Source organism: Streptomyces sp. BPTC-684 (genome assembly GCF_030028635.1).
Lineage (GTDB): Bacteria > Actinomycetota > Actinomycetes > Streptomycetales > Streptomycetaceae > Streptomyces > Streptomyces noboritoensis.
On record NZ_CP124863.1, the window covers coordinates 1710393 to 1735124 of the forward strand.

Consider the following 24732-nt stretch of genomic DNA (forward strand, 5'->3'; position numbering starts at 1 on the left):
AGTGCGGCACGTGACAGTGCGTAACCGCAGACGAGGGACCCTCAGCGGCACGAGCGCTTGAGCGACGGCAGTGGTCCCGCGCCACCCGGCCCGGTTCGATTCCCGACTCCGGCCGGATGTACCCGGCACGGTACGACCCGCCGCGTTCGCCTCCGTACCGCGTCTCACAGAAGAGGCAGCACCCTGACTACGTTCCGAGAGCTCGGGATCCTTCCCGAGACCGCCGAGGCCCTCGAAGCCGTCGGCATCGTGTCCCCGTTCCCCATCCAGGAGATGACGCTCCCCGTCGCGCTCTCCGGCTCCGACGTGATCGGCCAGGCCAAGACCGGCACCGGCAAGACGCTCGGCTTCGGTCTGCCGCTCCTTGAGCGCGTCACCGTCCCCGCGGACGTCGAGGCGGGCCGGGCCAAGCCCGAGCAGCTCACCGACGCCCCGCAGGCGCTCGTCGTGGTCCCCACCCGCGAGCTCTGCACCCAGGTCACCAACGACCTGCTCACCGCCGGCAAGGTCCGCAACGTCCGCGTGCTCGCCATCTACGGCGGCCGGGCGTACGAGCCGCAGGTCGAGGCCCTCAAGAAGGGCGTCGACGTCATCGTCGGCACCCCCGGCCGGCTGCTCGACCTGGCGGGCCAGCGCAAGCTGGACCTCTCCCACGTCCGCGCGCTCGTCCTCGACGAGGCCGACGAGATGCTCGACCTGGGCTTCCTGCCCGACGTCGAGAAGATCATCAACATGCTTCCGGCGAAGCGCCAGACCATGCTGTTCTCGGCGACCATGCCGGGCGCCGTCATCGGTCTCGCCCGTCGCTACATGTCGCAGCCCACGCACATCCGCGCCACCGCGCCGGACGACGAGGGCGCGACCGTCGCCAACATCTCGCAGCACGTCTTCCGCGCCCACTCGATGGACAAGCCGGAGCTCGTCGCGCGCATCCTGCAGGCCGAGGGCCGCGGACTCGCGATGATCTTCTGCCGTACGAAGCGGACGGCCGCCGACATCGCCGAGCAGCTCGCCAAGCGCGGCTTCGCCTCCGGCGCGGTCCACGGCGACCTCGGCCAGGGCGCCCGCGAGCAGGCGCTGCGCGCGTTCCGCAACGGCAAGGTCGACGTGCTGGTCTGCACCGACGTCGCCGCCCGCGGCATCGACGTCGAGGGCGTGACGCACGTCATCAACTACCAGTCGCCCGAGGACGAGAAGACCTTCCTGCACCGTGTCGGCCGCACCGGCCGCGCGGGCAACAAGGGCACCGCCGTCACGCTGGTCGACTGGGACGACATCCCGCGCTGGCAGCTCATCAACAAGGCGCTGGACCTGAAGTTCCACGACCCGGTCGAGACGTACTCGACGTCGCCGCACCTGTTCGAGGAGCTCAGCATCCCGGCGGGCACCAAGGGCATCCTGCCCCGCGCCGAGCGGACCCGTGCGGGTCTGGCGGCCGAGGAGCTGGAGGACCTGGGCGAGACGGGCGGCCGCGGCCGCAAGTCCGCCGCCGCGCCGGTCGTGACCGAGGAGCGCCCCGAGCGCACCCGCACCCCGCGCCAGCGCCGCCGCACCCGCGGCGGCTCGACGGTCGAGGCGGACGCTCCGGCGCCCGTGGCCACGGAGCCGGCCGATGCGGCTGCCGCGGACACGGAGCCGCGCACCCCGCGCCGTCGCCGCCGTACCCGGGTGGTCCCGGTGGAGGCGGCTCCGGTGGCCGAGGCCGTCGCCGCTCCGGTGGCCGTGGCCGTCGCCGAGCCCGTCACCGCTCCGGTCGCCGAGGCCGTGGTGGAGGCCGAGCCCAAGCCGCGCCGCACCCGGGCCCGCAAGGCCGTCGCGGCCGTGGCCGAGGCGCCCGTCGTCCCGGCACCGGCCGAGCCCGTCGCGGTCGCCGTCGCCGAGCCGGTGGCGGCCCCGCGCCGCCGCACCCGCAAGGTCGCGGCGCCGGTCGTCGAGGCCGTCGTCGAGGCTCCCGCGAAGCCGCGCCGCCGCGTCCGCAAGGTGGCGGAGTCGGCCGAGGTCGGCTTCCTGACGCCGGAGTCGGCCGCGCTGGAGATCGCCGCCGCGAAGGCGGCGGAGGCCACCGCGAAGCCGGTGCGTACGCGCAAGAAGGCGGTCGCCGCCGAGCCCGACGCGTCGGTCGCCGCCGAGCCCAAGCCGCGTCGTACGCGCGCGAAGAAGACGGTGGAGGCCGCCCCCGAGGCGACCGAGGCCGAGCCCAAGCCCCGCCGCACGCGCACCCGCAAGGTCGCGGCGCCCGAGGCGTAAGCACACCGCTCTTTCGGCCCGGCATCCCCACGGGGGTGCCGGGCCGAAGTGCGTCCGGGCCGCCGCTCCGAGCCCCACGCACCCCCGTTACGCTCGGCATATGAGCAAGCCCCGGTCCCTGGCCCTGCCTTCGGGCACGCGCGCGTACGCGCTTGTGACACCGCGCGGCCGCTTCGCCGTGCTCGACGCCGAACCCGTCGGGCCCGCGCTCGGGACCGCGCTGCTGCTGCCCGGCTTCACCGGCAGCAAGGAGGACTTCCTCGCGCTCCTGGAGCCGCTCGCCCGGGCCGGGTACCGGGCGGTGGCGGTCGACGGGCGGGGCCAGCACGAGAGCCCCGGGCCGCGCGGCGCGGCCGGGTACACGCCCCGCACCCTCGCCGAGGACGTGATCGCGCAGGCGGCGGCGCTCGGCGACGGGCCCGTGCACCTCGTCGGCCACTCCTTCGGCGGTCTGGTGGCCCGCTCGGCCGTCCGCCTCGCCCCGCGCTCCTTCCGCTCGCTGACGCTGCTGTCGTCGGGGCCGGGCCATGTCGGCCCCGAGCAGCGGGCCAAGATCCGGCTGCTGCGGGCCGCGCTGCCGGTGCTGCCCCCGGCGGCGGTGTGGGCGGTGACGCGCTGGCTGGACAGCCGCGATCCGGCGTACGAGGCGGACGCCCCGGACATCGCCGCGTTCCTGCGGCAGCGGTGGTTCAACACCCGGCCGGGTCAACTCATCGCCGCCGGGCGGCAGTTGAGGACGGAGCCGGACCGGACGGAGAACATCGCCGCGCTTCCCCTGCCGCTGCATGTCGCGTACGGGGACGGGGAGTCGGTGTGGACGGTCGAGGAGCTGGCCGCGCTCGCCCGCGACACCGACGCCCGCCACACGGTCATCCCGGGCGCGGGCCACTCCCCCAACGTCTCGCACCCCGAGCAGTTGGCCACGGCCCTGACGGAGTTCTGGCGGCCCCGCTGATTGTTCGACTGCGGCCCGTCGTGGGCTGGTCGCGCCCCTAATCGGCCCGGTGTCCGTCTGCGGGCTCTGTGTGGCTGGTCGCGCAGTTCCCCGCGCCCCTTAGGTGGTCCGCCGCAGCCGGAGAACACAGCTCAGCCACAGCCCTTCAGGGGCGCGGGGCTGTGACATTTTGCGGCTCCGCCGCGTGGGCGCGAGCAACCCAGCACGGCCCGCAGACGAACGGTGGTTTTCAGGGGCGCGGGGAACTGCGCGACCAGCCCACGACGGCGCGCGGCCGAACAACCGCTAGTACTGGGACTGCAAGTGCTGCCAGAACCCGTCCCGCAGCGCCCGCCGCAGATCCGCGTGCCCCCGCAGCGACCGCTGGAGCAGCCGTTCCGCCTCCACCAGGAGGTCCTGGTCGACCGGGCCGGGCAGATACGGGTGGCCCGGCAGCAGCTGCGCCAGGGCCGCCCGCCCCCGCGAGGAGAGCCACGTCGCGGCGATCTGCGCCCCCACGAACCGCACGTCGTCCCGCGTCGGCGCGGGCCCGCTGTCCTCGTACATCGTCACCGGCCGCCGAGTGACGTACGGCTTGCAGAAGTCCAGGTCGAACGTGCGCTGGCTGTCGACCTCCCACAGCAGCGGCTCCGCCTGGTTGCGCCCCTCCGCCGCCTCGATGCCCCAGAGGTGGACCCGGGCGCCGTACCCCTGCGCCGCCTCGACCGCCGAGACCAGGTCCTCGTCGCCGCCGATGAGTGCCGCGTCGCTGATGGCGCGGTGGCGGGCGAGCGACTCCAGGTCGGAGCGGATCAGCGAGTCGACGCCCTTCTGCTGGTTGTTGGCGTTGAGGTTGCCGAGGCGGACCTTCACGTCCGGCAGCTCGGCGATCGACTGCTGCTCGGAGGTGTGGATGCGCCGGCGCGCGCCGTCGTACCAGTACACGCGGAGCAGCCGGCTGTCCGCGAAGATCGTGCGCGCCTTGTCGATGAAGGCCTCGATCAGCCCCTCGGCGTCGAGGTCGAAGGACCGGCGGTCCTCCGTCCCGGCGACCAGCAGGCCCGCCGCCGCGTACACATAGCCCGCGTCCACGAAGATCGCGTGGGTGGAGGGCGTCTTGGCCACCTCGGCCAGCATCCGCCGCAGCAGCTGGTTGGTGCGCTCCAGCTGCGCGCCGATGTCGGACGCCGCGGAGCCGCCCGCGTCGGTGGGGTAGCCCGGGTCGGTCGGGCCGTCGGGGATGCCTGGGATGTCGCCTGCTTCGCTCATTGCCCCCCATTCTCCGCGGCGTGACCGATCCCACACAACCGGTGCCTTACCTGCCAGTATTTAGCCCGTGAAAAAATTTCCTTAGCGTAGGGAATGTTTGCCAAGGGCAACCCGTTGAACAGTCGTAACGGGCGGGCAATCGTCCGGACTCCGTGAGGGTGCAGGCTGAAGAAGCCGAGCCCCCCGCACCAGTAGTTCTCCTCCAGGAGGATCAGACGAAGGGAGAAGCCATGCGCTTCGAAATCATGCGCCTCAACGACGTCGACGGCTCCGCCGTGGACAGCACCGTCGTGGACGCCGCCTCCGTCAACCGGATCGTGCAGCAGGCCGCCGCAATCGGCCAGCGCATCTACATCCGCCCGGCCGACAGCCCGGCTTCGTAACGCGTAAGGATCTTCTACGCGGCAAGCCGAAGCGCCCCCGCACCGATCGTCGGTGCGGGGGCGCTTTCTGCTGTGCCTGGTCTGCTGTGCGTGCGGCAGGCGGCGGTCAGGTGCCGTGGATGACCTGGGTGACGCCGTTGATGATCTGCTGCACCGCGAGCGCGGAGAGCATCATGCCCGCGAGCCGCGTCACCAGGACCACACCGCCGTCCTTGATCACCCGGATGATCAGCAGCGAGTACCGCATGGCCAGCCAGAGCACGATGTGCATCGCGAGGATCGCGGTCCACACGGCGACCTGCCCGGAGAACGTGTCGTGGTTCTGGACCGCGAGGATCACCTGGACGATCGCGCCGGGCCCGGCGAGCAGCGGCATGCCGAGCGGCACCAGCGCCACGTTGACGTCCTTGGTCTGCTTCGGCTCGTCCGTCTTGCCGGTGAGCAGGTCGAGCGCGATGAGCAGGAGCAGCAGACCACCCGCGATCATCAGCGCGGGGACGTCGATGTGCAGATACGCCAGGATCTGGTGACCCACCAGACCGAACACGGTGATCACACCGAGGGCCACGGCCGCGGCCTGCCACGCCATCTTGCGCTGCACCTTGGCGGGGCGGCCGGAGGTGAGCGCGAGGAAGATCGGCGTGATCCCGGGGGGATCCATGATGACAAAAAGGGTGAGGAACAGGGAGCCGAAGACGGCAGCGTCGAACACGGTGGTGCCTTGCAGGAAGAGGGGTGTACGGAGCAGAGGGGGACCCCGCCAGGCGGAGTCCTCTGAAGAGGGGAAGCGAAGGGGCCGGGGCCGCCCGGGGCTAGCGGCCGGTTCCGCCCGCGCCGGGGACGGGGAACGCGCCCGTCGCACGGCGGGTGATCTCGCCGTAGATCTCGGGGTCGGTGGTGCACTCCCCGAGCCGCACGGCCTTGCGGCCGCCGTGGTAGTCGCTGGAGCCGGTGGTCAGCAGACCGAGTTCGGCGGCGAGGGAGCGCAGCCTCTCGCGCGTGGGCGCGTCGTGGTCCGTGTGGTCGACCTCGATGCCGTCGAGGCCGGCCGAGGCGAGCTCGGCTATGACCGTCTCGGGCACGACCCGGCCGCGCTTGACGGCGAGCGGGTGCGCGAAGACGGTGACCCCTCCGGCGGCCTTGACCAGCCGGATCGCGTCGAACGGGTCGAGCTCGTGCTTGCCGACGTACGCGCGTCCGCCGTCCGCCAGCCACTCGGGCACGAACGCGTCCGACACCGAGCCGACGACGCCCAGTTCGACCATCGCCTCGGCGACGTGCGGGCGGCCGACCGAGCCGTCGCCCGCGATCCGCGCCACCTGCTCCCAGGTGACGGGGACGCCCAGCTCCTGGAGCTTGGCGACCATCCCCCGGGCGCGCGGCACCCGGTCGTCGCGGACCAGCTCGCGCTCGCGCGCCAGCTCCGGCTCCTCGGGGTCGAAGAGGTACGCCAGCATGTGCAGCCCGATGCCGTCGACCCGGCAGGAGAGCTCGGCGCCGGTCACCAGGGTCAGGCCCGCGGGGAGCGCGGCGGCCGCCTCGGCGTGGCCCCGGGTGGTGTCGTGGTCGGTGAGCGCGATGACGTCGAGACCGGCGGCAGCCGCGTTGCGGACCAGCTCGGCCGGAGTGTCCGTACCGTCGGAGGCCGTGGAGTGGGTGTGCAGATCGATGCGCACGCGTGACTCCAGGGCGTAGAACCGGCAGGGGGGACAATCAAGGATAACTGCGCGTAGCCCCTGTCCCGCCCGTAACGGCTGTGGCGGTCACCGCACTCGGGGCGCTCCGCCACGCGCGCGTCACGACAGGATCCGCGGCGACAGCGCCCCGCACGGCACCAGCTCGACCTCGGCGCCCGCGTCGCGCAGATCGGTGAGGACCAGCTCGTCGTAGAGCAGCAGGCCCGACTGCTCGGGCCAGACGATCGCCCACAGCCACAGCCCGCGCGCCTCGCCCGCGAAGACCGCGCGGTCGTCGGGCGTGCCGGTCACGTGCCACAGCGGGGTGGGGCGCCCGGCCGCGAGGACCTTGGCGTGCGGCGGTTTGTCGACGCTGATGTACGGGCCGGGGTCGGGGCCGTCGATGCCCGCGTACCGCGCGCCGAGGCCGACGCCCAGCTCCTCCGCGACGAGCAGCAGCTCACCGATGCCGCCCAGCGGTCCTGGGCCCGAGCAGGCCACGGCGGTCGCGCGCCCGCCGCTGCGGTCGTCGCCCGCGCACGCCACGCCCGTGAAGAGCCAGCCGATCGGCAGCGGCCACGGCATCCAGACGGGCACCTTCGACCGGTGCACCACGACGCCGAGCGCCTCGACGCTCGGGGGGACCACCGGCTGGAGCGGATGCACCGTCCCGTGCACGTCGCACTGCCAGGAGTCGGCAAAGAGACCGGGCGCCCTGACCCGGCCTCCGCACTTCGGGCAACTGGGTTCGCCCCTCATAAATGCCCACGGTCCTCCCCGTCCCGCGCCGCGTCAAGGACGATCACCCGTCCGGCGTGTGGGGACCGGGAAGGATCGGGGTTGCTGGGCATGCCCCATAAGGGGCGCGGGGCTGTGACATATGCGGCTCCGCCGCGTGGGCGCGACCAGCCCAAGACGGCCCGCACCCGAAGGACCGCACTCCTGGCGGAACGCTTAATCCAGCCGCACAGACGTCCGCAACGGATCCCGCAGATCCGTCCCGTTCGCCAGCCACCGCTCCTCCAGCTCCTGCGCCCCCCGCACCCGCTTCCACGCCGCCTCGTTGGTCGTCATCGGCAGCAGCGGCAGGAAGCGGACCGGGTCCATCGGGTCGTCGAGCTCCAGGTCCTCGACGAGGCCGCCCGGCTCGGCGACCAGGACCGAGCTGAACGGCGCCCCGGGCCACAGCGGTTCCCCGATGTCGAGCGAGGCGCCGGGGGCCACGATCACGCCCTCGACCTGCGGGGTGGAGGCGAGGACGGCGAGCGGCCGCAGCACCTTGTCGGTGTCGGCGAGCCCGGCCCGTACGGACAGGACCAGCTCGGCGCGCGGGCCCTTGACCGGGTCGGCGAGGGCGGCGGCCGGGTCGGTCATGGGCTGGGCCGACATACCGAGCGTGGCGTAGCGGACGATGTCCCCGTCGGCGAAGCGCAGCACCTCGATGCGGTCCGTGCCGAGGAAGGTCACCGCGGCGCGCGCGTCCGGTTCGCCGAGGGCGGTGCGCAGCCTGGCCTCGACGAGAGCAAGAACATCAACCATGTGTTGAGCATAGAAGCCGTATCGAACGAGCAAAGTACGGACTTGACACTTGCGTCGGCTGATAGTCTTGGCCGCTGTTCAGGGCAGCAGGACGTCCCTCACGGGGGACCGGCCGGAGGAGGTGGGGCTGCGATGGATCGAAGTCGGCCTGGCAGTACCAACCGCTCTTCCGTGCGCCTTCGTTGTTCCCTGTGATCGAGACCTCCCTACCCGGCCGTTTCACCGGGAAACCTCTGAGTCTCATGGCATTTCGCACGACGGAAGAGCACATCGCCTCGCCCAGTCCGTTTCAGTAGCGAACGCCGTCACCGCACCCGCGGTACCGCCCGCTTTGCGGACGTACGCAGATGTACGCAGTCGTCGCGTCACGTCCCCATTCCGGGCAGTGCCACGCCCGCCGGCGGCCCCTCCGTGAAGGAGTCCTGCCATGTCCATGATCCGTGACCTGCGCGCCGCGGTCCGCCCCTCCCTGCGTCCGTCGCTGCGCAAGAGCACCGCCCCGTACAACTCGTACGACCCCACCCGCGACCCGTCCGCGAGCAGCGCGGTCGTCGACTGCGCGGTCTACCGCGACGGGCTGCGCACCCAGGCCGACTCGTGCCTGTCGCCGCGCGAGGCGATGCGGCGCGTACGGGAGGACGGCGGCTTCGCCTGGATCGGGCTGCACGAGCCGACCGAGGCCGAATTCGCCGGTATCGCGGCCGAGTTCGGGCTGCACCCGCTGGCCGTGGAGGACGCGGTCCACGCCCACCAGCGGCCCAAGCTGGAGCGGTACGACGACACGCTCTTCACCGTCTTCAAGACGGTCCACTACGTGGAGCACGCCGAACTCACCGCGACCAGCGAGGTCGTGGAGACCGGCGAGGTCATGTGCTTCACCGGCCGGGACTTCGTGATCACCGTCCGGCACGGCGGCCAGGGCTCCCTTCGCGCGCTGCGCAAGCGCCTCCAGGACGACCCCGAGCTGCTCGCCAAGGGTCCCTCGGCCGTGCTGCACGCCATCGCGGACCAGGTCGTCGACGGGTATCTGGCGGTCGTGGACGCGATGCAGGACGACATCGACGAGGTCGAGATCGACGTCTTCTCGGCCCCCTCCAAGGGCAGCCCGCGCGGCACGGACGCCGGTCGGATCTACCAACTGAAGCGCGAGGTGCTGGAGTTCAAGCGGGCGGTCGCGCCGCTGCTGCGGCCGATGCAGCTGCTCAGCGAGCGGCCGATGCGGCTGGTCGACCCGGACATCCAGAAGTACTTCCGGGACGTCGCCGACCACCTCGCGCGCGTGCAGGAGCACGTCGTCGGCTTCGACGAGCTCCTGAACTCGATCCTCCAGGCCAACCTGGCCCAGGCGTCGTTCGCGCAGAACGAGGACATGCGCAAGATCACCTCATGGGCGGCGATCATCGCCGTACCGACGATGGTGTGCGGGGTGTACGGCATGAACTTCGACCACATGCCGGAGCTGCACTGGAAGTACGGCTACCCGCTCGTACTGGCCGCCATCGCCGGGAGCTGCCTCGTCATCCACCGCACGCTCAAGCGGAACGGTTGGCTCTGACGACGAGCGCGAGCCCGGCGAGGATCACCACGAGCGCGGGCCAGGCCAGCGCGGGCGGCTGCTGGCCCAGCCAGAGCGCCGCGATGAGGGCGGCGCCCGGCGTCTCCAGGAGGATCGCCGTGGACGTCACGGACGCCCCGAGGCTGCGCACCACCCGGTTGAGCAGGGAGTGGCCGAGCAGCTGGGCGGCGACGGTGAGCGCGGCCAGCTTGGCCCAGGTCTCCCCGGAGTACGAGGTGAGGTCCGCGCCGCTCGCCAGACAGGCGGCGAGCAGCCCGGCGGCGGCCGTCCCGTAGCAGAGGTACGTGTACGGGACCGTGTCCACGGTCCGCCGGACCTCGGCGCCGAGCAGCACGTACCCGGCGGCCGCGATGCCGCCGCCGAGCGCGAGCGCGTCACCGGCGAGGGCGCGCGGCGAGGTGGTCATGTCGACGCCGGTGAGCATCACCACGCCCGCGCAGGCGACCAGCGTCCCGGCCCACACCATCGCGGGCGGCCGGTGGCCGCGCAGGCGCAGCGCGATGGTGGTCCAGATGGGCGTGGTGGTGCACAGCGCGGTCGAGGACGCCACCGACGTCATCCGCAGACTCGGCAGCCAGAGCCCGAAGTGCAGCGCGAGCAGCGCCCCGGCGGCGACCGCCAGGCCCACCTCGCGCCGGGTCAGCCCGCGCAGCTGCGCCCGGTACTTGACCGCGGCCAGCGGGGTGAGCGCCCCGACGGCCATGGCGTTGCGCCAGAACGCGATGGCCAGCGCGGGGGCCGCCGTCGCGGCGATGAGCGGCGCGGAGAGCGACACGCTGGTGATGGCGACGGCGAGCAGCGCGAAGTCCACCCGGGGGACGGCCGGAGCGGCGGTCAGTGCCGGGGTGGCGGCGGGCGCGGTGGTGGTAGGCACGACAAGAGAGTAAGGCGCTAAACATATTTACGGAACTGTCGGTCCATGCGGTGGACAACGCCGCCGCACCCGTCCCGGCCGTCCCATAAAGTGACCCCATGACACCTGCGCTGCTCGACCGGGCCCTCGTCGAGGAGGCCACCAAGAAGTCGGGGCTGATCTGGGTGCGGGGCACCGGGACCGCCGACCGCGCACTGTGGCACGTGTGGCACGACGGCGCCGCGTACGTGGTGGGCGGCGGCCCCGGCGAGCAGCCCCTCGAAGGCCTGGCCGACGGCGGCACCGCCGAGGTGACCGTCCGCAGCAAGGACAAGGGCGGCCGCCTGGTGGCCTGGACGGCCGCGGTGAGCGAGGTCGCGCCGCACAGCGAGCTGTGGGAGGCGGTGGCCGCCGAGCTGAAGGCGAAGCGGCTGAACGCGCCGGACGGGGAGGCGGTGACGGGCCGCTGGGCGCGGGAGTGCCGGGTGTTGTGCCTGGCGCCGGTCGAGGTCCGTACCGAGATGCCCTCGGGCTCGCTGGCCGCCCGCCCGGTGGAGACGTCGGCCACGACGCGGCAGCCGGTCCCGGCGGGGTTGCCGCGGCTGCTGCTGAAGCGCAAGCGGAAGCGGGCCTGAAGGGCGGCTGTTCGTCTGCGGGCCGTCTGTGGCTGGTCGCGCAGTTCCCCGCGCCCCTAGGTGGCTAGGGGCGCGGGGAACTGCGCGAGCAACCCACGAACACCTGCAGCCGAAGAACGCGCGCGGGCCCTACGTCTTCGGGAGCTGGCGGCCGTAGTCCACCGTCGCGTCCTTCGACGGCGGTGCCAGCGCGAAGTCCTGGTTCCAGTCGCCCAGTTCCAGCACGCCCGCGCCGCCCGCGCGCTCGAAGCGCAGGGGGTACGGGGTGCCCTGGAGCGACACGTCGAGCGTGCCGCCCTCGCCGTCCTCGCCCGCCTTGACGCGGATGGTGCGCACCTCGCCCACCTTGGACCGGTCGCCCTTGGAGAGCTCGCCCTGGAGCCCGAGCATGCCCTTCAGGAGCGCGCTCTTGTCCGTGAAGCCGCGCAGCTCCTGGTAGGAGGGGTCGCCCGACGGCACCTTGACGTACTTGTCGTCGAGCTGCTTGCCCGCCGCGGCCGCGCTCCCCGAGTCGCCGCCCTTGTCCTTGTGCGACCAGAACCCGGCGTCGGCCTTCAGGAAGAGCTCGTCGCCCACCCGCAGCAGCCCGAACGTGCTGTTCTTCGAGGTGACCGTGCCGGTCGCGCCGGTCCCCTTCAGCCGCATGTCGATCCTGTACGAGCCGCCCTTGCTGACCAGCGTGCCGCTGAGGTGCACCGCGTCGGCGCCGTCCGCCGCCGTGCGCGCCTTGCCCTCGATGTCGGTCGCGGAGAGCTTGCCGACGCCGTTGGTGCCCTCGTCCGGGTCCGCGGAGCACGCCGTGACGGCCGTGGCGAGCCCCGCGCAGAGCGCGACGGGGAGCGCGGCCCGGCGGGCCCGTACGGACAGGGAGCGAGTGGTCACCGGCACACGGCCTTTCGTCGGAGCGCGCGGGGTGGGGGGCGCGAAGTCGGGGTCGGCAGACCGCACCCTACCCGGGCCGTCTACGCTGCCCGGCAGAGAGCCGTACGGACGCCCCTCAAAGGCGCACCGGATGGTCACCGGCTAGCCTGAATCAGATATTCAGCGCCAATTTCAGGCCACGACAAGGTCGGATCACGCCCAAGAGGAGGCGCTCAGCATGGCGGCAGGCGCCCCCCGGATCTTCGTTTCGCACCTCTCCGGCGTCGCCGTCTTCGACCCCAACGGCGACCAGGTGGGCCGGGTGCGCGACCTCGTCGCCATACTGCGGGTCGGCCGCCGCCCGCCCCGGCTGCTAGGCGTCGTCGTCGAGGTGGCCGGCCGCCGGCTGATCTTCCTGCCGATGACCCGGGTCACCGGCGTCGAGTCCGGCCAGGTCATCACCACCGGCGTCGTCAACCTGCGCCGCTTCGAACAGCGCCCCACCGAGCGGCTGGTGCTCGGCGAGCTGCTGGACCGCCGGGTCACCCTCGTCGAGAAGGGCGAGGAGGTGACGGTCCTGGACGTGGCCATCCAGCAGCTGCCCGCCCGCCGCGACTGGGAGATCGACAAGGTCTTCGTACGGCGCGGCAAGGGCGGCGCCCTGCGGCGCAAGGGCGAGACGCTGACCGTCGAGTGGTCCGCGGTCACCGGCTTCTCCCTGGAGGAGCACGGCCAGGGCGCCGAGAGCCTGCTCGCCACCTTCGAGCAGCTGCGCCCCGCCGACCTCGCCAACGTGCTGCACCACCTCTCCCCCAAGCGCCGCGGCGAAGTGGCCGCGGCCCTCGACGACGACCGGCTCGCGGACGTGATGGAGGAGCTGCCGGACGACGACCAGGTGGAGATCCTCGGCAAGCTGAAGGACGAGCGGGCCGCCGACGTCCTGGAGGCGATGGACCCGGACGACGCCGCCGACCTGCTCTCCGAGCTGCCCGAGGAGGACAAGGAGCGGCTGCTGACCCTGATGCAGCCGGACGACGCGGCGGACGTGCGCCGGCTGCTCAGTTACGAGGAGCGCACCGCGGGCGGTCTGATGACCACCGAGCCGATCGTGCTGCGCCCGGACGCCACGGTCGCGGACGCCCTCGCGCGCGTACGCCAGCAGGACCTCTCGCCCGCGCTCGCCGCTCAGGTGTACGTGTGCCGGCCGCCCGACGAGACGCCGACCGGCAAGTACCTGGGCACGGTGCACTTCCAGCGGCTGCTGCGGGACCCGCCGTTCACCCTGGTCTCCTCGATCGTGGACAACGACCTGCCGCCGCTGTCCCCGCAGACCCCGCTGCCCGCCGTCACCGCGTTCCTCGCCGCGTACAACATGGTCGCCGCGCCCGTCGTGGACGACAGCGGCTCGCTGCTCGGTGCGGTCACCGTCGACGACGTGCTCGACCACCTGCTGCCCGAGGACTGGCGCGAGGCGGAGTTCCACGCCGCCGAGGGGGGCTCGCATGGCTGACCGCACCGAGGAGCGCGACCGCACGCGCGCGTCGGGGTCGAGCGCCGTGCCGCGCGGCCCGCGCACCCGCCTCGACCTGCCGCGCGCGCCCCGGCCGCGCCTGCTGCCCGAGTACGACCCGGAGGCGTTCGGCCGCTTCTCCGAGAAGATCGCCCGCTTCCTGGGGACCGGGCGGTTCATCGTCTGGATGACCCTGGTCATCATCCTGTGGGTGGTCTGGAACATCTTCGCGCCGCCGTCGGTGCGCTTCGACGAGTACCCGTTCATCTTCCTGACCCTCGCCCTGTCCCTCCAGGCCTCGTACGCGGCCCCGCTGATCCTGCTCGCGCAGAACCGGCAGGACGACCGCGACCGGGTCAACCTGGAGCAGGACCGCAAGTCCAACGAGCGCTCCATCGCCGACACCGAGTACCTGACCCGGGAGATCGCCGCGCTGCGGATGGGCCTCGGCGAGGTCGCCACCCGCGACTGGATCCGCTCGGAGCTACAGGACATGATCAAGGAGATGGAGGACCGGCGCGTCGTATTCCCGCCGGAGGCCCCGTACGGAAGTGACGAATCAGACCGCCGTTAGGGCTTTCCGGGGGCGGGACCCGGCGCCGTACCATCTCCATATGGTTACGGATGACGCGGTGCGCGAGGCACTGGCGACGGTGAACGACCCAGAGATCCACCGACCGATCACTGAGCTCGGCATGGTCAAGACGGTCGAGATCGGGACGGACGGGGCGGTCGCGGTCACGGTGTACCTCACGGTCTCCGGCTGCCCGATGCGCGACACGATCACGAAGAACGTGACCGAGGCGGTCGAGCGGGTCGAGGGCGTCACGCGCGTCGACGTCACGCTCGACGTGATGAGCGACGAACAGCGCAAGGAGCTCGCCACGTCGCTGCGCGGCGGCACGGCCGAGCGCGAGGTGCCCTTCGCCAAGCCCGGCTCGCTGACCCGCGTCTACGCGGTGGCGTCCGGCAAGGGCGGCGTCGGCAAGTCCTCGGTGACGGTGAACCTCGCCGCGGCGATGGCGGCGGACGGGCTGAAGGTCGGTGTCGTCGACGCCGACATCTACGGGCACTCGGTGCCCCGCATGCTGGGCGTGGACGGCCGTCCCACCCAGGTCGAGAACATGATCATGCCGCCGTCGGCGAACGGTGTGAAGGTCATCTCCATCGGCATGTTCACCCCGGGCAACGCCCCGGTCGTGTGGCGCGGCCCGATGCTCCACCGCGCCCTCCAGCAGTTCCTGGCCGACGTCTACTGGGGCGACCTGGACGTCCTCCTGCTCGACCTGCCCCCGGGCACCGGCGACATCGCGATCTCGGTGGCCCAGCTGGTCCCGAACGCGGAGATCCTGGTCGTCACGACCCCCCAGCAGGCAGCCGCCGAGGTGGCCGAGCGGGCGGGCTCGATCGCGGTCCAGACCCACCAGAAGATCGTCGGCGTCGTCGAGAACATGGCGGGCCTGCCCTGCCCGCACTGCGACGAGATGGTCGACGTGTTCGGCACGGGCGGCGGCGAGAAGGTCGCGGAGGGCCTGACCAAGACGACCGGCGCGAACGTGCCGGTGCTCGGCTCGATCCCGATCGACGTCCGCCTGCGCGAGGGCGGCGACGACGGCAAGCCGGTCGTCCTCTCCGACCCCGACTCCCCGGCGGGCGCCGCCCTGCGAGCGATCGCGGGCAAGCTCGGCGGCCGCCAGCGTGGCCTGTCGGGCATGTCACTGGGGATCACGCCGCGCAACAAGTTCTAGAGCAGCAGATACGAGTAAGGGGCGCCCAGCAACTGTGGGCGCCCCTTACTAATGGCTGCGGCACGAACGGCTAGGGGCGCAGGGAACTGCGCGAGCAACCCATCACAACCCGCAGCCGCAGGACGCCCCCGGCCGAAGCGGACCTAGGCGTATGACGTGATGTCCCGCACCACGGCGAACCCGAGCCCGTACGCGCTCAACCCACGCCCGTACGCCCCCAAATGCACCCCGCCTCCGGCGGGCCCGGCGGAGCCGGCCAGCACCCACCCGAACTCGGACTCCCGGTAGTGGAACGGCGTGGCGACCCCGTCCACCGGCAACGACAGCGTCGTCCAGTCCGGCCCGGCCAGATCGTCCGCCAGCTCCCACGCCGCCTCGGTCTGCTGGTCCAGCCACTCGCCGCGCAGCACGTGGTCCATCTGGGCGGGCCAGGTGAACGAGAGCAGCCCGGACCCGGCCAGCCAGGCCGCGGAGGAGACCGAGGTGGCCTCCAGCACTCCCGTACCGTCGCCGCTGCGGCGCGTGGGGTTGGCGGGCACGCTCACGACCACCGCGAAGCGCTCGCGGTCGGCGGCGGAGCGGTCGGCCGCGTCGGGCCGTATCGACGGCTCGTCGCCGTGGCCGGTGGACCCGTGCTGCACGGTGCCGTCGGCCGCCGTGGCGACCTGCATCAGCCAGCGCGGCCCGCTGAAGGCCTCGTCCAGGCCGTACCAGGCGAACGGCGCCCGCAGATAGCCGTCGACCGCACGCCGGGCCGCCGGCACCCCTTCCGGTGTGGACGGGGTGTCCTCGGCGGGCCCCTGTGCCGCTACCCGACTCGTCGTCTCCACTGCCCGGCCGCCTCCTCGATCCGTAGGTGTCCGGAGCGGCCCGCCCCCCTCGGGCGTCCTGGCTGCCGGACCTATGGAGGATAGCCACCCCTGCCCCGCCCACCGGGAATGACGGTGCTGACGTGGCTCAGATTGACGCCCTGTACGAAAGCCGGGGGGTTGTGTCAGGTCGCGTCGGCGTCGTACGGGGGGCGCTCGCCGGGGTCGAGCTTGTCGCGCTTCTTGAGGAGGTCGGGCGTACCCGACACACCCGCGGCCGAGCCGTTGGCGGCCGTCGTGGACCCGGCGGACCCGGCGGGCGCGCTCTCGCGGCCGTGCACCGCGTCCGCGACCTCTTCCATGTCCTTGCGCAGGTCGAAGCTGTTGCGGATCTCCTTGAGACCCAGGTCGTCGTTGTCCATGAGCTGCTTGCGTACGAACGTCTTCGGGTTCAGGTCCTCGAACTCGAAGTCCTTGAACTCCGGGCCGAGTTCGGCACGGATGTCCGCCTTGGCGGTCTCCGAGAAGCTGCGGATCTTGCGGATGAAGCCGGAGACGTCCTGGATCAGCTTGGGCAGCTTGTCCGGGCCGAAGATGAGCACAGCGAGGACCACGAGGGTGACGAGCTCCATGGGCCCTATGTCGTTGAACACCTGCTGCTCCTCGTGGCTCTGCTCCCGGGTCCAGTCATGGACCGCTCCACGGTACCCGCCGAAACTGTCGAAACGGTACCTACCCGGTGACCTTTGGCCGCCGCTTGCCCCCCGGGTGACCGATAGGTGACCCGGGGGGCGGGGCGCGGCTGGCCCTGCGGGCGGCCGAGGGGCACGTCAGGAGCTCGGCAGGGGCTCGTCAGGCGCTCGTCAGGACGTGGCGGAGCCGAGCGTGAGGGTCAGCCGCTGCTCCCGGCCGCCGCGCTTGAGCGTCAGCTCCAGTCGGTCGCCGGGGCGGTGCGAGCGGATCTTGACGATCAGCTCCTCGGCGCTGTGCACCCGCTGGCCGTCGACCTTGGTGATCACGTCCTCGGGCTTGATGCCCGCGGTGGCGCCGGGGCCGCCGGGGGTCACGGACGGCTTGCCGTCGACGGCCTTGGCGCCGACCCGGGCACCGTCGCCGGTGAACTTCATGTCGAGGGTCACCCCGATGACCGGGTGGGTGGCCTTGCCGGTGTTGATCAGCTCCTCGGCGACCCGCTTGCCCTGGTTGACCGGGATCGCGAAGCCCAGGCCGATGGAGCCGCCCTGGCCGCCGCTGTCGCTGTTGCCCGCGGCGCGGATCGCGCTGTTGATGCCGACGACGTGGGCGCGCGAGTCGAGCAGCGGGCCGCCCGAGTTGCCCGGGTTTATCGGGGCGTCGGTCTGGAGCGCGTCGACATAGCTGACGTCGCTGCCGTCGCCCTTCTCACCGCCCGCCGTGATCGGGCGCTCCTTGGCGCTGATGATGCCCGAGGTGACGGTGTTGGAGAGGTCGAAGGGGGCGCCGATGGCCACCACCGGGTCGCCGACCTGGACGTTGTCGGAGTTGCCGAGCGGCAGCGGCTTCAGCCCGGAGACACCGGTGACGCGGACCACGGCGAGGTCGTACCCGGAGTCCCGGCCGACCACCGTGGCACGGGCGGTCTCGCCGCCGCTGAACGTCACGCTGATGTCGCCGGACGAGCCCGCGGGCTCCACGACGTGGTTGTTGGTGAGGATGTGCCCGGCGTTGTCCAGCACGAAGCCCGTGCCGGTGCCGGACTCGCTCTCCCCGCTGACGTGCAGCGTGACCACGCCCGGCAGGGCGCTCGCGGCGATCCCGGCGACGCTGTCGGGCGCGCGCCCGGTGGGCCCCTTGCCGGCCTGCGGCAGATCGACGTGCGTGGCGCCGGTGCGCTCGATGTACGCGCCGACCCCGCCGCCGATGCCGCCCGCGACCAGCGCGAGGACGACGGCCCCGAGGACGAGCCCCCCGCGCCGCGGCTTCCGCTTCCGCGGCACCCCGGCCGTGGTCAGCGGCTGCCCGGCCGCGCCCCAGGGGTCGTACTGCACCCACTGGGACGAGGGCGGCACCGGCGGCACGCCTTCCGGTACGGGGTACGGGGCCGGGGCCTCCGGTGCCGGGTAGGCCCCCTGGGGCGGGACCGACCCGGCGGGCGGCGCCGGAAGCTGCACGGGCGGCGCGGGCGCCCACGGCCCCGGCCCGCCGTACGGCGGCGTCCCGTACGGATCGGGGTCGTGCAGGGGCTGCCGAGGGGCCGCAATGCCCTCGCCCTCGGGTAGGGCGGGGTCCTGGACGGGCTCGTCGACCGGCGCGGCAGGTGCGGGCCGAGCCGACGCGGGCTCGTCGGCCGGAGCAGGCTCGGCGGGAGCAGGCTCATGAACAGGCTCGGCCGGCGCGGGCGGCGCGAGCCGATACGCGGACTCGTCCTCGACGGGCTGCCCCGGAGCAAGCGGGTAGGGCTCTTCCCCGTCGCCGGAGCCTTCCACCGCCCCGGAAGCCCGCACGTCCGTCGCACCCGGAACCACCGACTCGCCCTGAACCGGCTCACCCGGGACCGACCCGTCCCCGCCCACCGACTCACCCGGTACCGGCGCCTCCGGCGCCATCCCCTTCGGCCCGGTGGGCTTCCCGTCGTTCATGCTCTCCCCGCAACTGTCCTGCGTGCCCCCGGGGCACCCCTCCCAGGGATTCAACCAGGTTTGCCGGGAGGAGCGCAGGGCACGGTCAGTGCCGGGGAGCCGCCAGCTGCGTCGGCGGTACGGACGGGGTCGCGCCGGGGAGCGCGGACGGCGGTGGGACCGGCCGCATCGCCAGGGTGGCGACCGCCGGACGTATCAGCGGAGGCAGGGACGAACTGCTCAGCAGAGCCGCACGGAACGGATTGCCGAACTGCTGCGGGGACGGCTGGGAGGGGATTCCGTTGAGCCCGGCCAGGCCCATCGGGACCGGTGCCGTGGGCTCCGGGGCCAGCGGTGCGCTCGCCGCGCCGCCGCGTCTGCGCTCCGACTCCACGGACAGGGACGTCCCCGAGGCCGGACCGGCCGACGGGCTCTGGGCCCGCAGCGGTGTGACATTGCTGCCCGAGCCGTCGCCCCGGGCGCTCGTGTCCGCTCCCGAGTCCGACGGGACCGCGCCGCCGAGCGCGATCGCCGCGAAGGAGACCGCGCTGGCGGCGGCGAAGGCGATCCTGCGCCCGCGCCACGGCGAGCCCGAACGCTCCTCCGGGCGGCCCACTTCGTGGATCCGGAAGCCCCGCCCGGGCAGCCCGCCGCCGAGGACGGCAGCGTGGGCCCCGCCGGGCGCATAGCCGAAGCGCCCGCCCGGGTCGCGCGGATCGCTCAGGACTCCGGGCGAGAAGACCCCGTCGGCAAGGCGGCTCCCGCCGAGTGGTCCCCGACCGTCGTCGTCACCTCCGGGCCCCCCGGGCAGCCCCTGGAGCCGGGCCAGCAGGCCCTCGGAGGGGGCGGGCGGTGCCGTCTGCGCGAAGACGCTCTTCACGCGGCGCTGTGCGTCGGCCTCGGCCTTGCACTTGGGACAGGTGGCCAGATGCGACAGGACGCGCTCGCGCGCGTCATGGCTGAGCTCGCCGTCGACCAGGGCGGCGAGGCGGTCCCCCAGATGCTGCTCTGCGGGAGTGGGACTGGTGCCGGTCACGCGGTCCCCTCTCCGACCGCCCCCGGGGCGCCGGGCGCCACCCCCGCGAGGGCACGCTGCTGCTCGGCGCGGGCCTCGGGCGAGCGGTGCTGGAGGGCCTTGCGCAGATGCGAGCGGCCGCGGTGGATCCGGCTGCGCACGGTGCCGAGCTTCACGCCGAGGGTGGCGGCGATCTCCTCGTACGACAGTCCCTCGATGTCGCAGAGCACGACGGCGGCGCGGAACTCGGGCGCGAGGGTGTCCAGCGCCTGCTGGACGTCGGCGTCGAAGTGCGCGTCGTTGAAGACCTGCTGGGGGGAGGGGTCGCGGCTGGGGAGGCGCTCGGCCGCGTCGTCGCCCAGGGCGTCGAAGCGGATGCGCTGGCGGCGGCGGACCATGTCCAGAAAGAGGTTGGTGGTGATCCGGTGCAGCCAGCCCTCGAACGTGCCCGGCGTGTAGGTCGACAGCGAGCGGAAGACGCGGACGAAGACCTCCTGGGTGAGGTCCTCGGCGTCGTGCTGGTTGCCCGTCAGGCGGTAGGCGAGGCGGTAGACGCGGCCGCTGTGCGTGCTGACGATCTCCTCCCAGGTGGGAGGGGTCCACGCCGGGGAATCCGCGTCGGCGAAGGTCGCGGTGGCTGCGGAGTCTGCGGCGGTGGAACGGTCAGCGGTGTAGGTCACGGATTTCGGCTCACCCGCCGACCTGAGAAAGCGCCGGAGCACTCCTCCCCGATCCACAGGCGCAGCCGCACCTCCCCTGTCGGCTCTGGTGGTGTCCAGTGGAGCCCCTACCATAGCCACCTCGCCCGTTAGCTCCGGATAAGAATCTTTACGCGCATTTGGGACTGGCTTCGTGTCCCTCGAACCGCGCTGCTTCCCGGACCGCTCGGGGACCGGGATTCCGTACTCGGCCGTCTCGTCCATGTATCCCCCCGCCCTTCATAACGCCCGGTCCCATCTGCGGGTTCCCGGGTGCAGCGGATACAGTCACCGTTGCGCGCCAACTACGGGGACAGGAGAGGGCCATTACCGCCAACCGGCAGACGAGCTGGGCGTTCGCCGACGCCTTTGTCGCCGAGGACGACGCGCTGCGCTGGGCCCGCGAGCGGTCCCGGGAGGCAGGACTGCGTTCGGTGTCCCCGGGGACCGGCGCGGCGCTGCGCCTGCTCGCTGCCACCGCCGACGCGAAGGCGGTCGCCGAGATCGGCACCGGAACCGGCGTCTCCGGGATCTATCTGCTCCAGGGCCTGCGGCCGGACGGCGTGCTGACCACCGTCGATCCCGAGGCGGACCGCCAGCAGTTCGCCAAGCAGGCGTTCCGCGCGGCGGGCTTCGCCGGGAACCGGGCGCGCTTCATCCCCGGGCGCGCCCTGGACGTACTGCCTCGGCTGGCCGACGGCGGATACGACCTGGTGTTCTGCGACGGCGACCGGCTGGAGTCCCTGGACTACCTCGCTGAATCGTTGCGCCTGCTGCGGCCCGGCGGAATCGTCTGCTTCGAAGGGGTCTTCGCCGACGGCCGTACGGTCGACTCCGGCGTCCAGCCCGCCGAGGTGCTGCGGCTGCGCGACCTGCTGCGGGCCGTGCGCGAGAGCCAGGAGCTCGTCGGGTCGCTGCTGCCGGTGGGCGACGGGCTGCTCTGCGCCGTGAAGCGCGGCTGACGGCCTTTTACGGGGCTCCGTGGCCCCGGAAACCACTCCGCGTGGCCCCGGAAACTACTCCGCCCCGGGCCGGTACGTGCGTACCGGCCCGGGGCGGGGGCAGATTGGGGGTCAAGCCCGCTGAATCAGCCGACGACCTTCTTAAGAGCGTCACCGAGCGCCTCGGCCTCGTCCGGGGTCAGCTCGACCACAAGCCGACCGCCGCCTTCGAGCGGAACGCGCATGACGATGCCCCGCCCCTCCTTGGTCACCTCGAGCGGGCCGTCGCCCGTCCGCGGCTTCATGGCCGCCATGCTGTTTCCCCTTCCTGAAACCAGCTCATCGCAGCCGGCGGCCCCATGACAGGCACCGTGTTACCGGCATCGAACACATTGCTTCCAGGTCATTATCCCGCATCGCAGGACCCGATGACCAACATCGGTCGGCATCGCTTGCGCAACGCGCTCTATCAAAACCACCCAATTCGGCGATCCGCCTGCGATACTTCGCCACCCCCGGTCCGGGTGGTGGCCGGGATTGTTTGACGCAGGTCACATGTGCGGCGCCGATGATCTCCGCCATGCTGGGCGGACACGACACCGCAACGGAGGGGATCCATCCCAATGGCCGACACCGTGCTCTACGAGGTGACCGACGGGCTCGCGACGATCACGATCAACCGTCCCGACGCCATGAACGCCATGAACACCGAGGCCAAGGTCGCCCTGCGGGACGCGGCGCGGGCCGCCTCGGCGGACCCCTCGGTACGGGCGGTCCTGCTCACGGCGACGGGCCGGGCGTTCTGCGTGGGCCAGGACCTCAAGGAGCACGTGGCCCTGCTCGCGGCGGACCGCGCGGCGGGCACCGGCTCCACGATGAGCACGGTCCGCGAGCACTACAACCCGATCGTGAAGGCCCTCACCGAGATGCCCAAGCCGGTCGTGGCCGGGGTGAACGGGGTCGCGGCGGGCGCGGGCTTCGGCTTCGCGCTGGCCGCCGACTACCGGGTGGTGGCGGACACGGCCGCCTTCAACACCTCGTTCGCGGGGGTCGCCCTGACCGCCGACTCGGGCGTCTCCTGGACGCTCCCGCGCCTGATCGGCCACTCGCGCGCCGCCGACCTGCTGCTCTTCCCGCGCTCGATCTCCGCGCAGGAGGCGTACGAGCTCGGCATCGTCAACAAGCTGGTCCCGGCCGACGCGCTGGCGGCCGAGGCGGCGGCCGTGGCCCGCGCGCTGGCCGACGGCCCGACGCTGGCGTACGCGGCCCTCAAGGAGTCCCTGGCGTACGGGGCGGGGCACTCGCTGGCCGAGGCGCTGGAGAAGGAGGACGAGCTCCAGACGCGGGCGGGGGCGTCCGAGGACCACGGGATCGCGGTGGCGGCGTTCCTGGCGAAGGAGAAGCCGAAATATGTAGGGCGCTGAGCCATCCGGGGCCCGTACCCCCTAGGGGGTACGGCCGCCCCGGGCCGTGCAGTCCGCCAAGTGGTCGTCCACCAAGCCGCACGCCTGCATCAGTGCGTACGCCGTCGTGGGGCCGATGAAGCGGAGGCCTCGCTTCTTGAGGGCCTTGGAGAGCGCCGTCGACTCGTCGGTGACCGGGGGGACGTCCGCCAGGGTGCGGGGGGCCGGGCGGGAGGCGGGGTCCGGGGCGTACGACCAGATCAGCTCGTCCAGCTCGCCGGGGGCCCAGTCGGCCAGTACGCGCGCGTTGGCGAGGGTCGCCTGGATCTTGGCGCGGTTGCGGATGATCGATTCGTCGGTCAGCAGCCGCGCCGCGTCCTCGTCGGTGAAGGCGGCCACCTTGGCGATCCGGAAGTCCGCGAAGGCACGGCGGAACCCGTCGCGGCGGCGCAGGATGGTGATCCAGGAGAGGCCCGACTGGAAGGCCTCCAGGCACAGCCGTTCGTAGAGGGCGTCGTCGCCGTGGACCGGGCGGCCCCACTCGGTGTCGTGGTACGCGACGTAGTCGTCGGTGGACAGCCCCCACGGGCAGCGCAGCCGGCCGTCCGGGCCGGGGATGGCGGTGCTCACTTGCGGGGCTCCTCGTCGCGGGGTGCGTGGGCGGCGCTGAGCGCCTCCTGGAGGTCGGCGATCCGGGCGTCGCGCTCGGCGAGCTCCGCGGCGAGGCGGCTCAGCACGTCGTCGACGTCGGCCATCCGGTAGCCGCGCGCGGCCACCGGAAGCCGCAGGGCGTCGATGTCCGCGCGCTCGACGGGGCGGCCCTCGGGCAGCGGGTCGGAGAGCCGCTCGGGGCCCGTCTCGGGCAGTACGGCACCGTCGCCGCCGCCCACCACGGCGAGCGTGACCGCGGCGACCACCACGACCATGGCGATCAGCAAGAACCAGAACACGCGCGAAGCCTCTCCCCGGCAGCCGGAAACCGTCGGGTCCGATCGTGCCATGCGCGGCTGGGAGTTAGGGTCTGTCGGGCGGCGCAGGCCGGGCCCGCCGGACACGGAACCTGAGGTCACGGGCGTCTTACCCGAGGAGGAAACAGCGGATGCTGCGGCTGGGACGGCGCGAGTTCGACGCGCACGAGCCGGTGATCATGGCGATCGTCAACCGGACCCCGGACTCGTTCTACGACCAGGGTGCGACGTTCCGCGACGAGCCCGCGCTGGCCCGTGTGGAGCAGGCGGTGTCGGAGGGGGCTGCCATCATCGACATCGGCGGGGTCAAGGCGGGCCCCGGCGAGGAGGTGACGGCCGAGGAGGAGGCGCGGCGCACGGTCGGTTTCGTGGCCGAGGTGCGGCGGCGGCATCCGGACGTGGTGATCAGCGTCGACACCTGGCGCCACGACGTCGGGGAGGCGGTCTGCGAGGCGGGCGCGGACGTGCTGAACGACGCGTGGGGCGGGGTCGACCCGAAGCTGGCGGAGGTCGCGGCGCGGTACGGGGCGGGGTTGGTGTGTACGCACGCGGGCGGCGTGGAGCCGCGCACCCGGCCGCACCGGATCGCGTACGAGGACGTGATGGAGGACATCCTCCGGGTCACGGTGGGGCTCGCCGAGCGGGCGGCCGCGCTCGGGGTGCGGCGGGACGGGATCATGATCGATCCCGGTCATGACTTCGGCAAGAACACCCGCCACAGCCTGGAGGCGACGCGGCGGCTCGGCGAGATGGCGGCGACGGGGTGGCCGGTCCTGGTCTCCCTGTCCAACAAGGACTTCGTCGGCGAGACGCTGGACCGGCCGGTCAAGGAGCGGGTCCTCGGGACGCTGGCCACGACGGCGGTGTCGGCGTGGCTGGGGGCGCGGGTGTACCGGGTGCACGAGGTCGCGGAGACCCGGCAGGTCCTTGACATGGTGGCGTCCATCGCGGGCCACCGCGAGCCTGCGGTGGCCAGGCGCGGGTTGGCGTAGCCGGGCCCTCGCTTTCGTCTGCGGCCCGGTGGGGGCTGGTCGCGCAGTTCCCCGCGCCCCTTGAATGCCGCTGCGCGG

General features: G+C 72.6%; 26 protein-coding genes. 11 read left to right on the top strand and 15 right to left on the bottom strand.

Annotated features, from left to right (window positions below):
* Nucleotides 1–273: 273 nt before the first annotated feature.
* Both QIY60_RS07540 and QIY60_RS07545 read left to right on the top strand, forming a co-directional pair.
* Nucleotides 274–2247 carry a DEAD/DEAH box helicase gene (locus QIY60_RS07540; RefSeq protein ID WP_283141698.1) on the top strand — a complete coding sequence of 658 codons (1974 nt, stop codon included), beginning with the start codon at nucleotides 274–276 and terminating at the stop codon, nucleotides 2245–2247.
* 100 nt (nucleotides 2248–2347) lie between these two features.
* Entirely contained in the window at nucleotides 2348–3202 is an 855-nt protein-coding gene (locus QIY60_RS07545; RefSeq protein ID WP_283141699.1) for an alpha/beta hydrolase, read from the top strand.
* Between the two features lie 285 nt (nucleotides 3203–3487).
* On the opposite strand, the gene QIY60_RS07550 is transcribed toward QIY60_RS07545, so the two are convergent.
* Nucleotides 3488–4450: an NYN domain-containing protein gene (locus QIY60_RS07550; RefSeq protein WP_283141700.1), complete on the bottom strand. Its 963-nt coding sequence runs from the start codon at nucleotides 4448–4450 to the stop codon at nucleotides 3488–3490.
* Nucleotides 4451–4680: 230 nt separating this feature from the next.
* Here QIY60_RS07550 and QIY60_RS07555 point away from each other — a divergent pair, with 230 nt between their 5' ends.
* Nucleotides 4681–4833, top strand: coding sequence for a hypothetical protein (locus tag QIY60_RS07555; RefSeq protein ID WP_180357254.1), 153 nt, complete (start codon nucleotides 4681–4683; stop codon nucleotides 4831–4833).
* A gap of 106 nt (nucleotides 4834–4939) precedes the next feature.
* On the opposite strand, the gene QIY60_RS07560 is transcribed toward QIY60_RS07555, so the two are convergent.
* The 4 genes from QIY60_RS07560 to QIY60_RS07575 form a co-directional block, all read right to left on the bottom strand.
* Nucleotides 4940–5545 (bottom strand): MarC family protein, encoded by a 606-nt coding sequence (locus QIY60_RS07560; protein ID WP_283141701.1) that lies wholly within the window; start codon nucleotides 5543–5545, stop codon nucleotides 4940–4942.
* Between the two features lie 100 nt (nucleotides 5546–5645).
* Complete coding sequence (locus QIY60_RS07565; protein WP_283141702.1) at nucleotides 5646–6509, bottom strand: PHP domain-containing protein; 864 nt, start codon at nucleotides 6507–6509, stop codon at nucleotides 5646–5648.
* A 120-nt stretch (nucleotides 6510–6629) separates the two neighbouring features.
* Nucleotides 6630–7268: a DUF6758 family protein gene (locus tag QIY60_RS07570; protein WP_283141703.1), complete on the bottom strand. Its 639-nt coding sequence runs from the start codon at nucleotides 7266–7268 to the stop codon at nucleotides 6630–6632.
* A 195-nt stretch (nucleotides 7269–7463) separates the two neighbouring features.
* Entirely contained in the window at nucleotides 7464–8048 is a 585-nt protein-coding gene (locus QIY60_RS07575; protein ID WP_283141704.1) for a suppressor of fused domain protein, read from the bottom strand.
* A 427-nt stretch (nucleotides 8049–8475) separates the two neighbouring features.
* On the opposite strand from QIY60_RS07575, the gene QIY60_RS07580 reads away from it, so the two are divergent.
* The gene (locus QIY60_RS07580) at nucleotides 8476–9603 is read left to right on the top strand and encodes a magnesium and cobalt transport protein CorA (RefSeq protein WP_190090010.1); all 1128 of its coding nucleotides are present in this window, start codon (nucleotides 8476–8478) and stop codon (nucleotides 9601–9603) included.
* Here QIY60_RS07580 and QIY60_RS07585 read toward each other — a convergent pair.
* Nucleotides 9581–10462 (bottom strand): DMT family transporter, encoded by an 882-nt coding sequence (locus tag QIY60_RS07585; RefSeq protein ID WP_283145847.1) that lies wholly within the window; start codon nucleotides 10460–10462, stop codon nucleotides 9581–9583. The genes QIY60_RS07580 and QIY60_RS07585 overlap by 23 nt on opposite strands.
* A 134-nt stretch (nucleotides 10463–10596) precedes the next feature.
* Here QIY60_RS07585 and QIY60_RS07590 point away from each other — a divergent pair, with 134 nt between their 5' ends.
* Nucleotides 10597–11112 (top strand): hypothetical protein, encoded by a 516-nt coding sequence (locus QIY60_RS07590; RefSeq protein ID WP_283141705.1) that lies wholly within the window; start codon nucleotides 10597–10599, stop codon nucleotides 11110–11112.
* A gap of 129 nt (nucleotides 11113–11241) precedes the next feature.
* Here QIY60_RS07590 and QIY60_RS07595 read toward each other — a convergent pair whose 3' ends face one another.
* The gene (locus QIY60_RS07595) at nucleotides 11242–11994 is read right to left on the bottom strand and encodes a hypothetical protein (protein WP_283145848.1); all 753 of its coding nucleotides are present in this window, start codon (nucleotides 11992–11994) and stop codon (nucleotides 11242–11244) included.
* A gap of 217 nt (nucleotides 11995–12211) precedes the next feature.
* Here QIY60_RS07595 and QIY60_RS07600 point away from each other — a divergent pair, with 217 nt between their 5' ends.
* The 3 genes from QIY60_RS07600 to QIY60_RS07610 are packed head-to-tail and all read left to right on the top strand — an operon-like array spanning nucleotide 12212 to nucleotide 15231.
* Nucleotides 12212–13483, top strand: coding sequence for a CBS domain-containing protein (locus tag QIY60_RS07600; RefSeq protein WP_283141706.1), 1272 nt, complete (start codon nucleotides 12212–12214; stop codon nucleotides 13481–13483).
* Nucleotides 13476–14057 (top strand): DUF1003 domain-containing protein, encoded by a 582-nt coding sequence (locus tag QIY60_RS07605; protein ID WP_283141707.1) that lies wholly within the window; start codon nucleotides 13476–13478, stop codon nucleotides 14055–14057. Before QIY60_RS07600 ends, QIY60_RS07605 begins: the two co-directional genes overlap by 8 nt.
* Before the next feature lie 40 nt (nucleotides 14058–14097).
* Nucleotides 14098–15231 carry an Mrp/NBP35 family ATP-binding protein gene (locus QIY60_RS07610; protein ID WP_283141708.1) on the top strand — a complete coding sequence of 378 codons (1134 nt, stop codon included), beginning with the start codon at nucleotides 14098–14100 and terminating at the stop codon, nucleotides 15229–15231.
* A gap of 143 nt (nucleotides 15232–15374) precedes the next feature.
* Here the strand turns inward: QIY60_RS07610 and QIY60_RS07615 are convergent, their stop codons facing one another.
* The 5 genes from QIY60_RS07615 to sigE form a co-directional block, all read right to left on the bottom strand.
* The gene (locus tag QIY60_RS07615) at nucleotides 15375–16061 is read right to left on the bottom strand and encodes a hypothetical protein (RefSeq protein WP_283141709.1); all 687 of its coding nucleotides are present in this window, start codon (nucleotides 16059–16061) and stop codon (nucleotides 15375–15377) included.
* Nucleotides 16062–16225: 164 nt separating this feature from the next.
* Nucleotides 16226–16693: a sec-independent translocase gene (locus QIY60_RS07620; RefSeq protein WP_283141710.1), complete on the bottom strand. Its 468-nt coding sequence runs from the start codon at nucleotides 16691–16693 to the stop codon at nucleotides 16226–16228.
* Nucleotides 16694–16903: 210 nt separating this feature from the next.
* Nucleotides 16904–18658 (bottom strand): trypsin-like peptidase domain-containing protein, encoded by a 1755-nt coding sequence (locus QIY60_RS07625; protein WP_283141711.1) that lies wholly within the window; start codon nucleotides 18656–18658, stop codon nucleotides 16904–16906.
* An 85-nt stretch (nucleotides 18659–18743) separates the two neighbouring features.
* Entirely contained in the window at nucleotides 18744–19673 is a 930-nt protein-coding gene (locus QIY60_RS07630) for a zf-HC2 domain-containing protein (RefSeq protein ID WP_283141712.1), read from the bottom strand.
* Complete coding sequence (sigE, locus tag QIY60_RS07635) at nucleotides 19670–20446, bottom strand: RNA polymerase sigma factor SigE (protein WP_283141713.1); 777 nt, start codon at nucleotides 20444–20446, stop codon at nucleotides 19670–19672. Before sigE ends, QIY60_RS07630 begins: the two co-directional genes overlap by 4 nt.
* Before the next feature lie 161 nt (nucleotides 20447–20607).
* Between sigE and QIY60_RS07640 the strand changes: the two genes are divergently transcribed.
* Nucleotides 20608–21312, top strand: coding sequence for an O-methyltransferase (locus tag QIY60_RS07640; protein WP_283145849.1), 705 nt, complete (start codon nucleotides 20608–20610; stop codon nucleotides 21310–21312).
* Nucleotides 21313–21437: 125 nt separating this feature from the next.
* Here the strand turns inward: QIY60_RS07640 and QIY60_RS07645 are convergent, their stop codons facing one another.
* Entirely contained in the window at nucleotides 21438–21605 is a 168-nt protein-coding gene (locus tag QIY60_RS07645; protein ID WP_009997451.1) for a DUF3117 domain-containing protein, read from the bottom strand.
* A gap of 309 nt (nucleotides 21606–21914) precedes the next feature.
* Between QIY60_RS07645 and QIY60_RS07650 the strand changes: the two genes are divergently transcribed.
* Nucleotides 21915–22715 carry an enoyl-CoA hydratase-related protein gene (locus QIY60_RS07650; protein WP_283141714.1) on the top strand — a complete coding sequence of 267 codons (801 nt, stop codon included), beginning with the start codon at nucleotides 21915–21917 and terminating at the stop codon, nucleotides 22713–22715.
* A 21-nt stretch (nucleotides 22716–22736) separates the two neighbouring features.
* On the opposite strand, the gene QIY60_RS07655 is transcribed toward QIY60_RS07650, so the two are convergent.
* Both QIY60_RS07655 and QIY60_RS07660 read right to left on the bottom strand, forming a co-directional pair.
* Complete coding sequence (locus QIY60_RS07655; protein ID WP_283141715.1) at nucleotides 22737–23324, bottom strand: DNA-3-methyladenine glycosylase I; 588 nt, start codon at nucleotides 23322–23324, stop codon at nucleotides 22737–22739.
* Entirely contained in the window at nucleotides 23321–23644 is a 324-nt protein-coding gene (locus QIY60_RS07660) for a DivIVA domain-containing protein (protein WP_283141716.1), read from the bottom strand. The genes QIY60_RS07655 and QIY60_RS07660 overlap by 4 nt, the downstream gene beginning before the upstream one ends.
* A gap of 149 nt (nucleotides 23645–23793) precedes the next feature.
* On the opposite strand from QIY60_RS07660, the gene folP reads away from it, so the two are divergent.
* Nucleotides 23794–24654 carry a dihydropteroate synthase gene (gene folP / locus QIY60_RS07665; protein WP_283141717.1) on the top strand — a complete coding sequence of 287 codons (861 nt, stop codon included), beginning with the start codon at nucleotides 23794–23796 and terminating at the stop codon, nucleotides 24652–24654.
* Nucleotides 24655–24732: the final 78 nt, after the last annotated feature.

Bases quoted from the DNA above. Each gene is read 5' to 3' on its own strand.
- QIY60_RS07540 (WP_283141698.1), top strand. From the start codon at position 274: ATGACGCTCCCCGTCGCGCTCTCCGGCTCCGACGTGATCGGCCAGGCC.
- QIY60_RS07545 (WP_283141699.1), top strand. From the start codon at position 2,348: ATGAGCAAGCCCCGGTCCCTGGCCCTGCCTTCGGGCACGCGCGCGTAC.
- QIY60_RS07550 (WP_283141700.1), bottom strand. From the start codon at position 4,450: ATGAGCGAAGCAGGCGACATCCCAGGCATCCCCGACGGCCCGACCGAC.
- QIY60_RS07555 (WP_180357254.1), top strand. From the start codon at position 4,681: ATGCGCTTCGAAATCATGCGCCTCAACGACGTCGACGGCTCCGCCGTG.
- QIY60_RS07570 (WP_283141703.1), bottom strand. From the start codon at position 7,268: ATGAGGGGCGAACCCAGTTGCCCGAAGTGCGGAGGCCGGGTCAGGGCG.
- QIY60_RS07575 (WP_283141704.1), bottom strand. From the start codon at position 8,048: ATGGTTGATGTTCTTGCTCTCGTCGAGGCCAGGCTGCGCACCGCCCTC.
- QIY60_RS07580 (WP_190090010.1), top strand. From the start codon at position 8,476: ATGTCCATGATCCGTGACCTGCGCGCCGCGGTCCGCCCCTCCCTGCGT.
- QIY60_RS07590 (WP_283141705.1), top strand. From the start codon at position 10,597: ATGACACCTGCGCTGCTCGACCGGGCCCTCGTCGAGGAGGCCACCAAG.
- QIY60_RS07600 (WP_283141706.1), top strand. From the start codon at position 12,212: ATGGCGGCAGGCGCCCCCCGGATCTTCGTTTCGCACCTCTCCGGCGTC.
- QIY60_RS07605 (WP_283141707.1), top strand. From the start codon at position 13,476: ATGGCTGACCGCACCGAGGAGCGCGACCGCACGCGCGCGTCGGGGTCG.
- QIY60_RS07610 (WP_283141708.1), top strand. From the start codon at position 14,098: ATGGTTACGGATGACGCGGTGCGCGAGGCACTGGCGACGGTGAACGAC.
- QIY60_RS07625 (WP_283141711.1), bottom strand. From the start codon at position 18,658: ATGAACGACGGGAAGCCCACCGGGCCGAAGGGGATGGCGCCGGAGGCG.
- sigE (WP_283141713.1), bottom strand. From the start codon at position 20,446: ATGGTAGGGGCTCCACTGGACACCACCAGAGCCGACAGGGGAGGTGCG.
- QIY60_RS07645 (WP_009997451.1), bottom strand. From the start codon at position 21,605: ATGGCGGCCATGAAGCCGCGGACGGGCGACGGCCCGCTCGAGGTGACC.
- QIY60_RS07650 (WP_283141714.1), top strand. From the start codon at position 21,915: ATGGCCGACACCGTGCTCTACGAGGTGACCGACGGGCTCGCGACGATC.
- folP (WP_283141717.1), top strand. From the start codon at position 23,794: ATGCTGCGGCTGGGACGGCGCGAGTTCGACGCGCACGAGCCGGTGATC.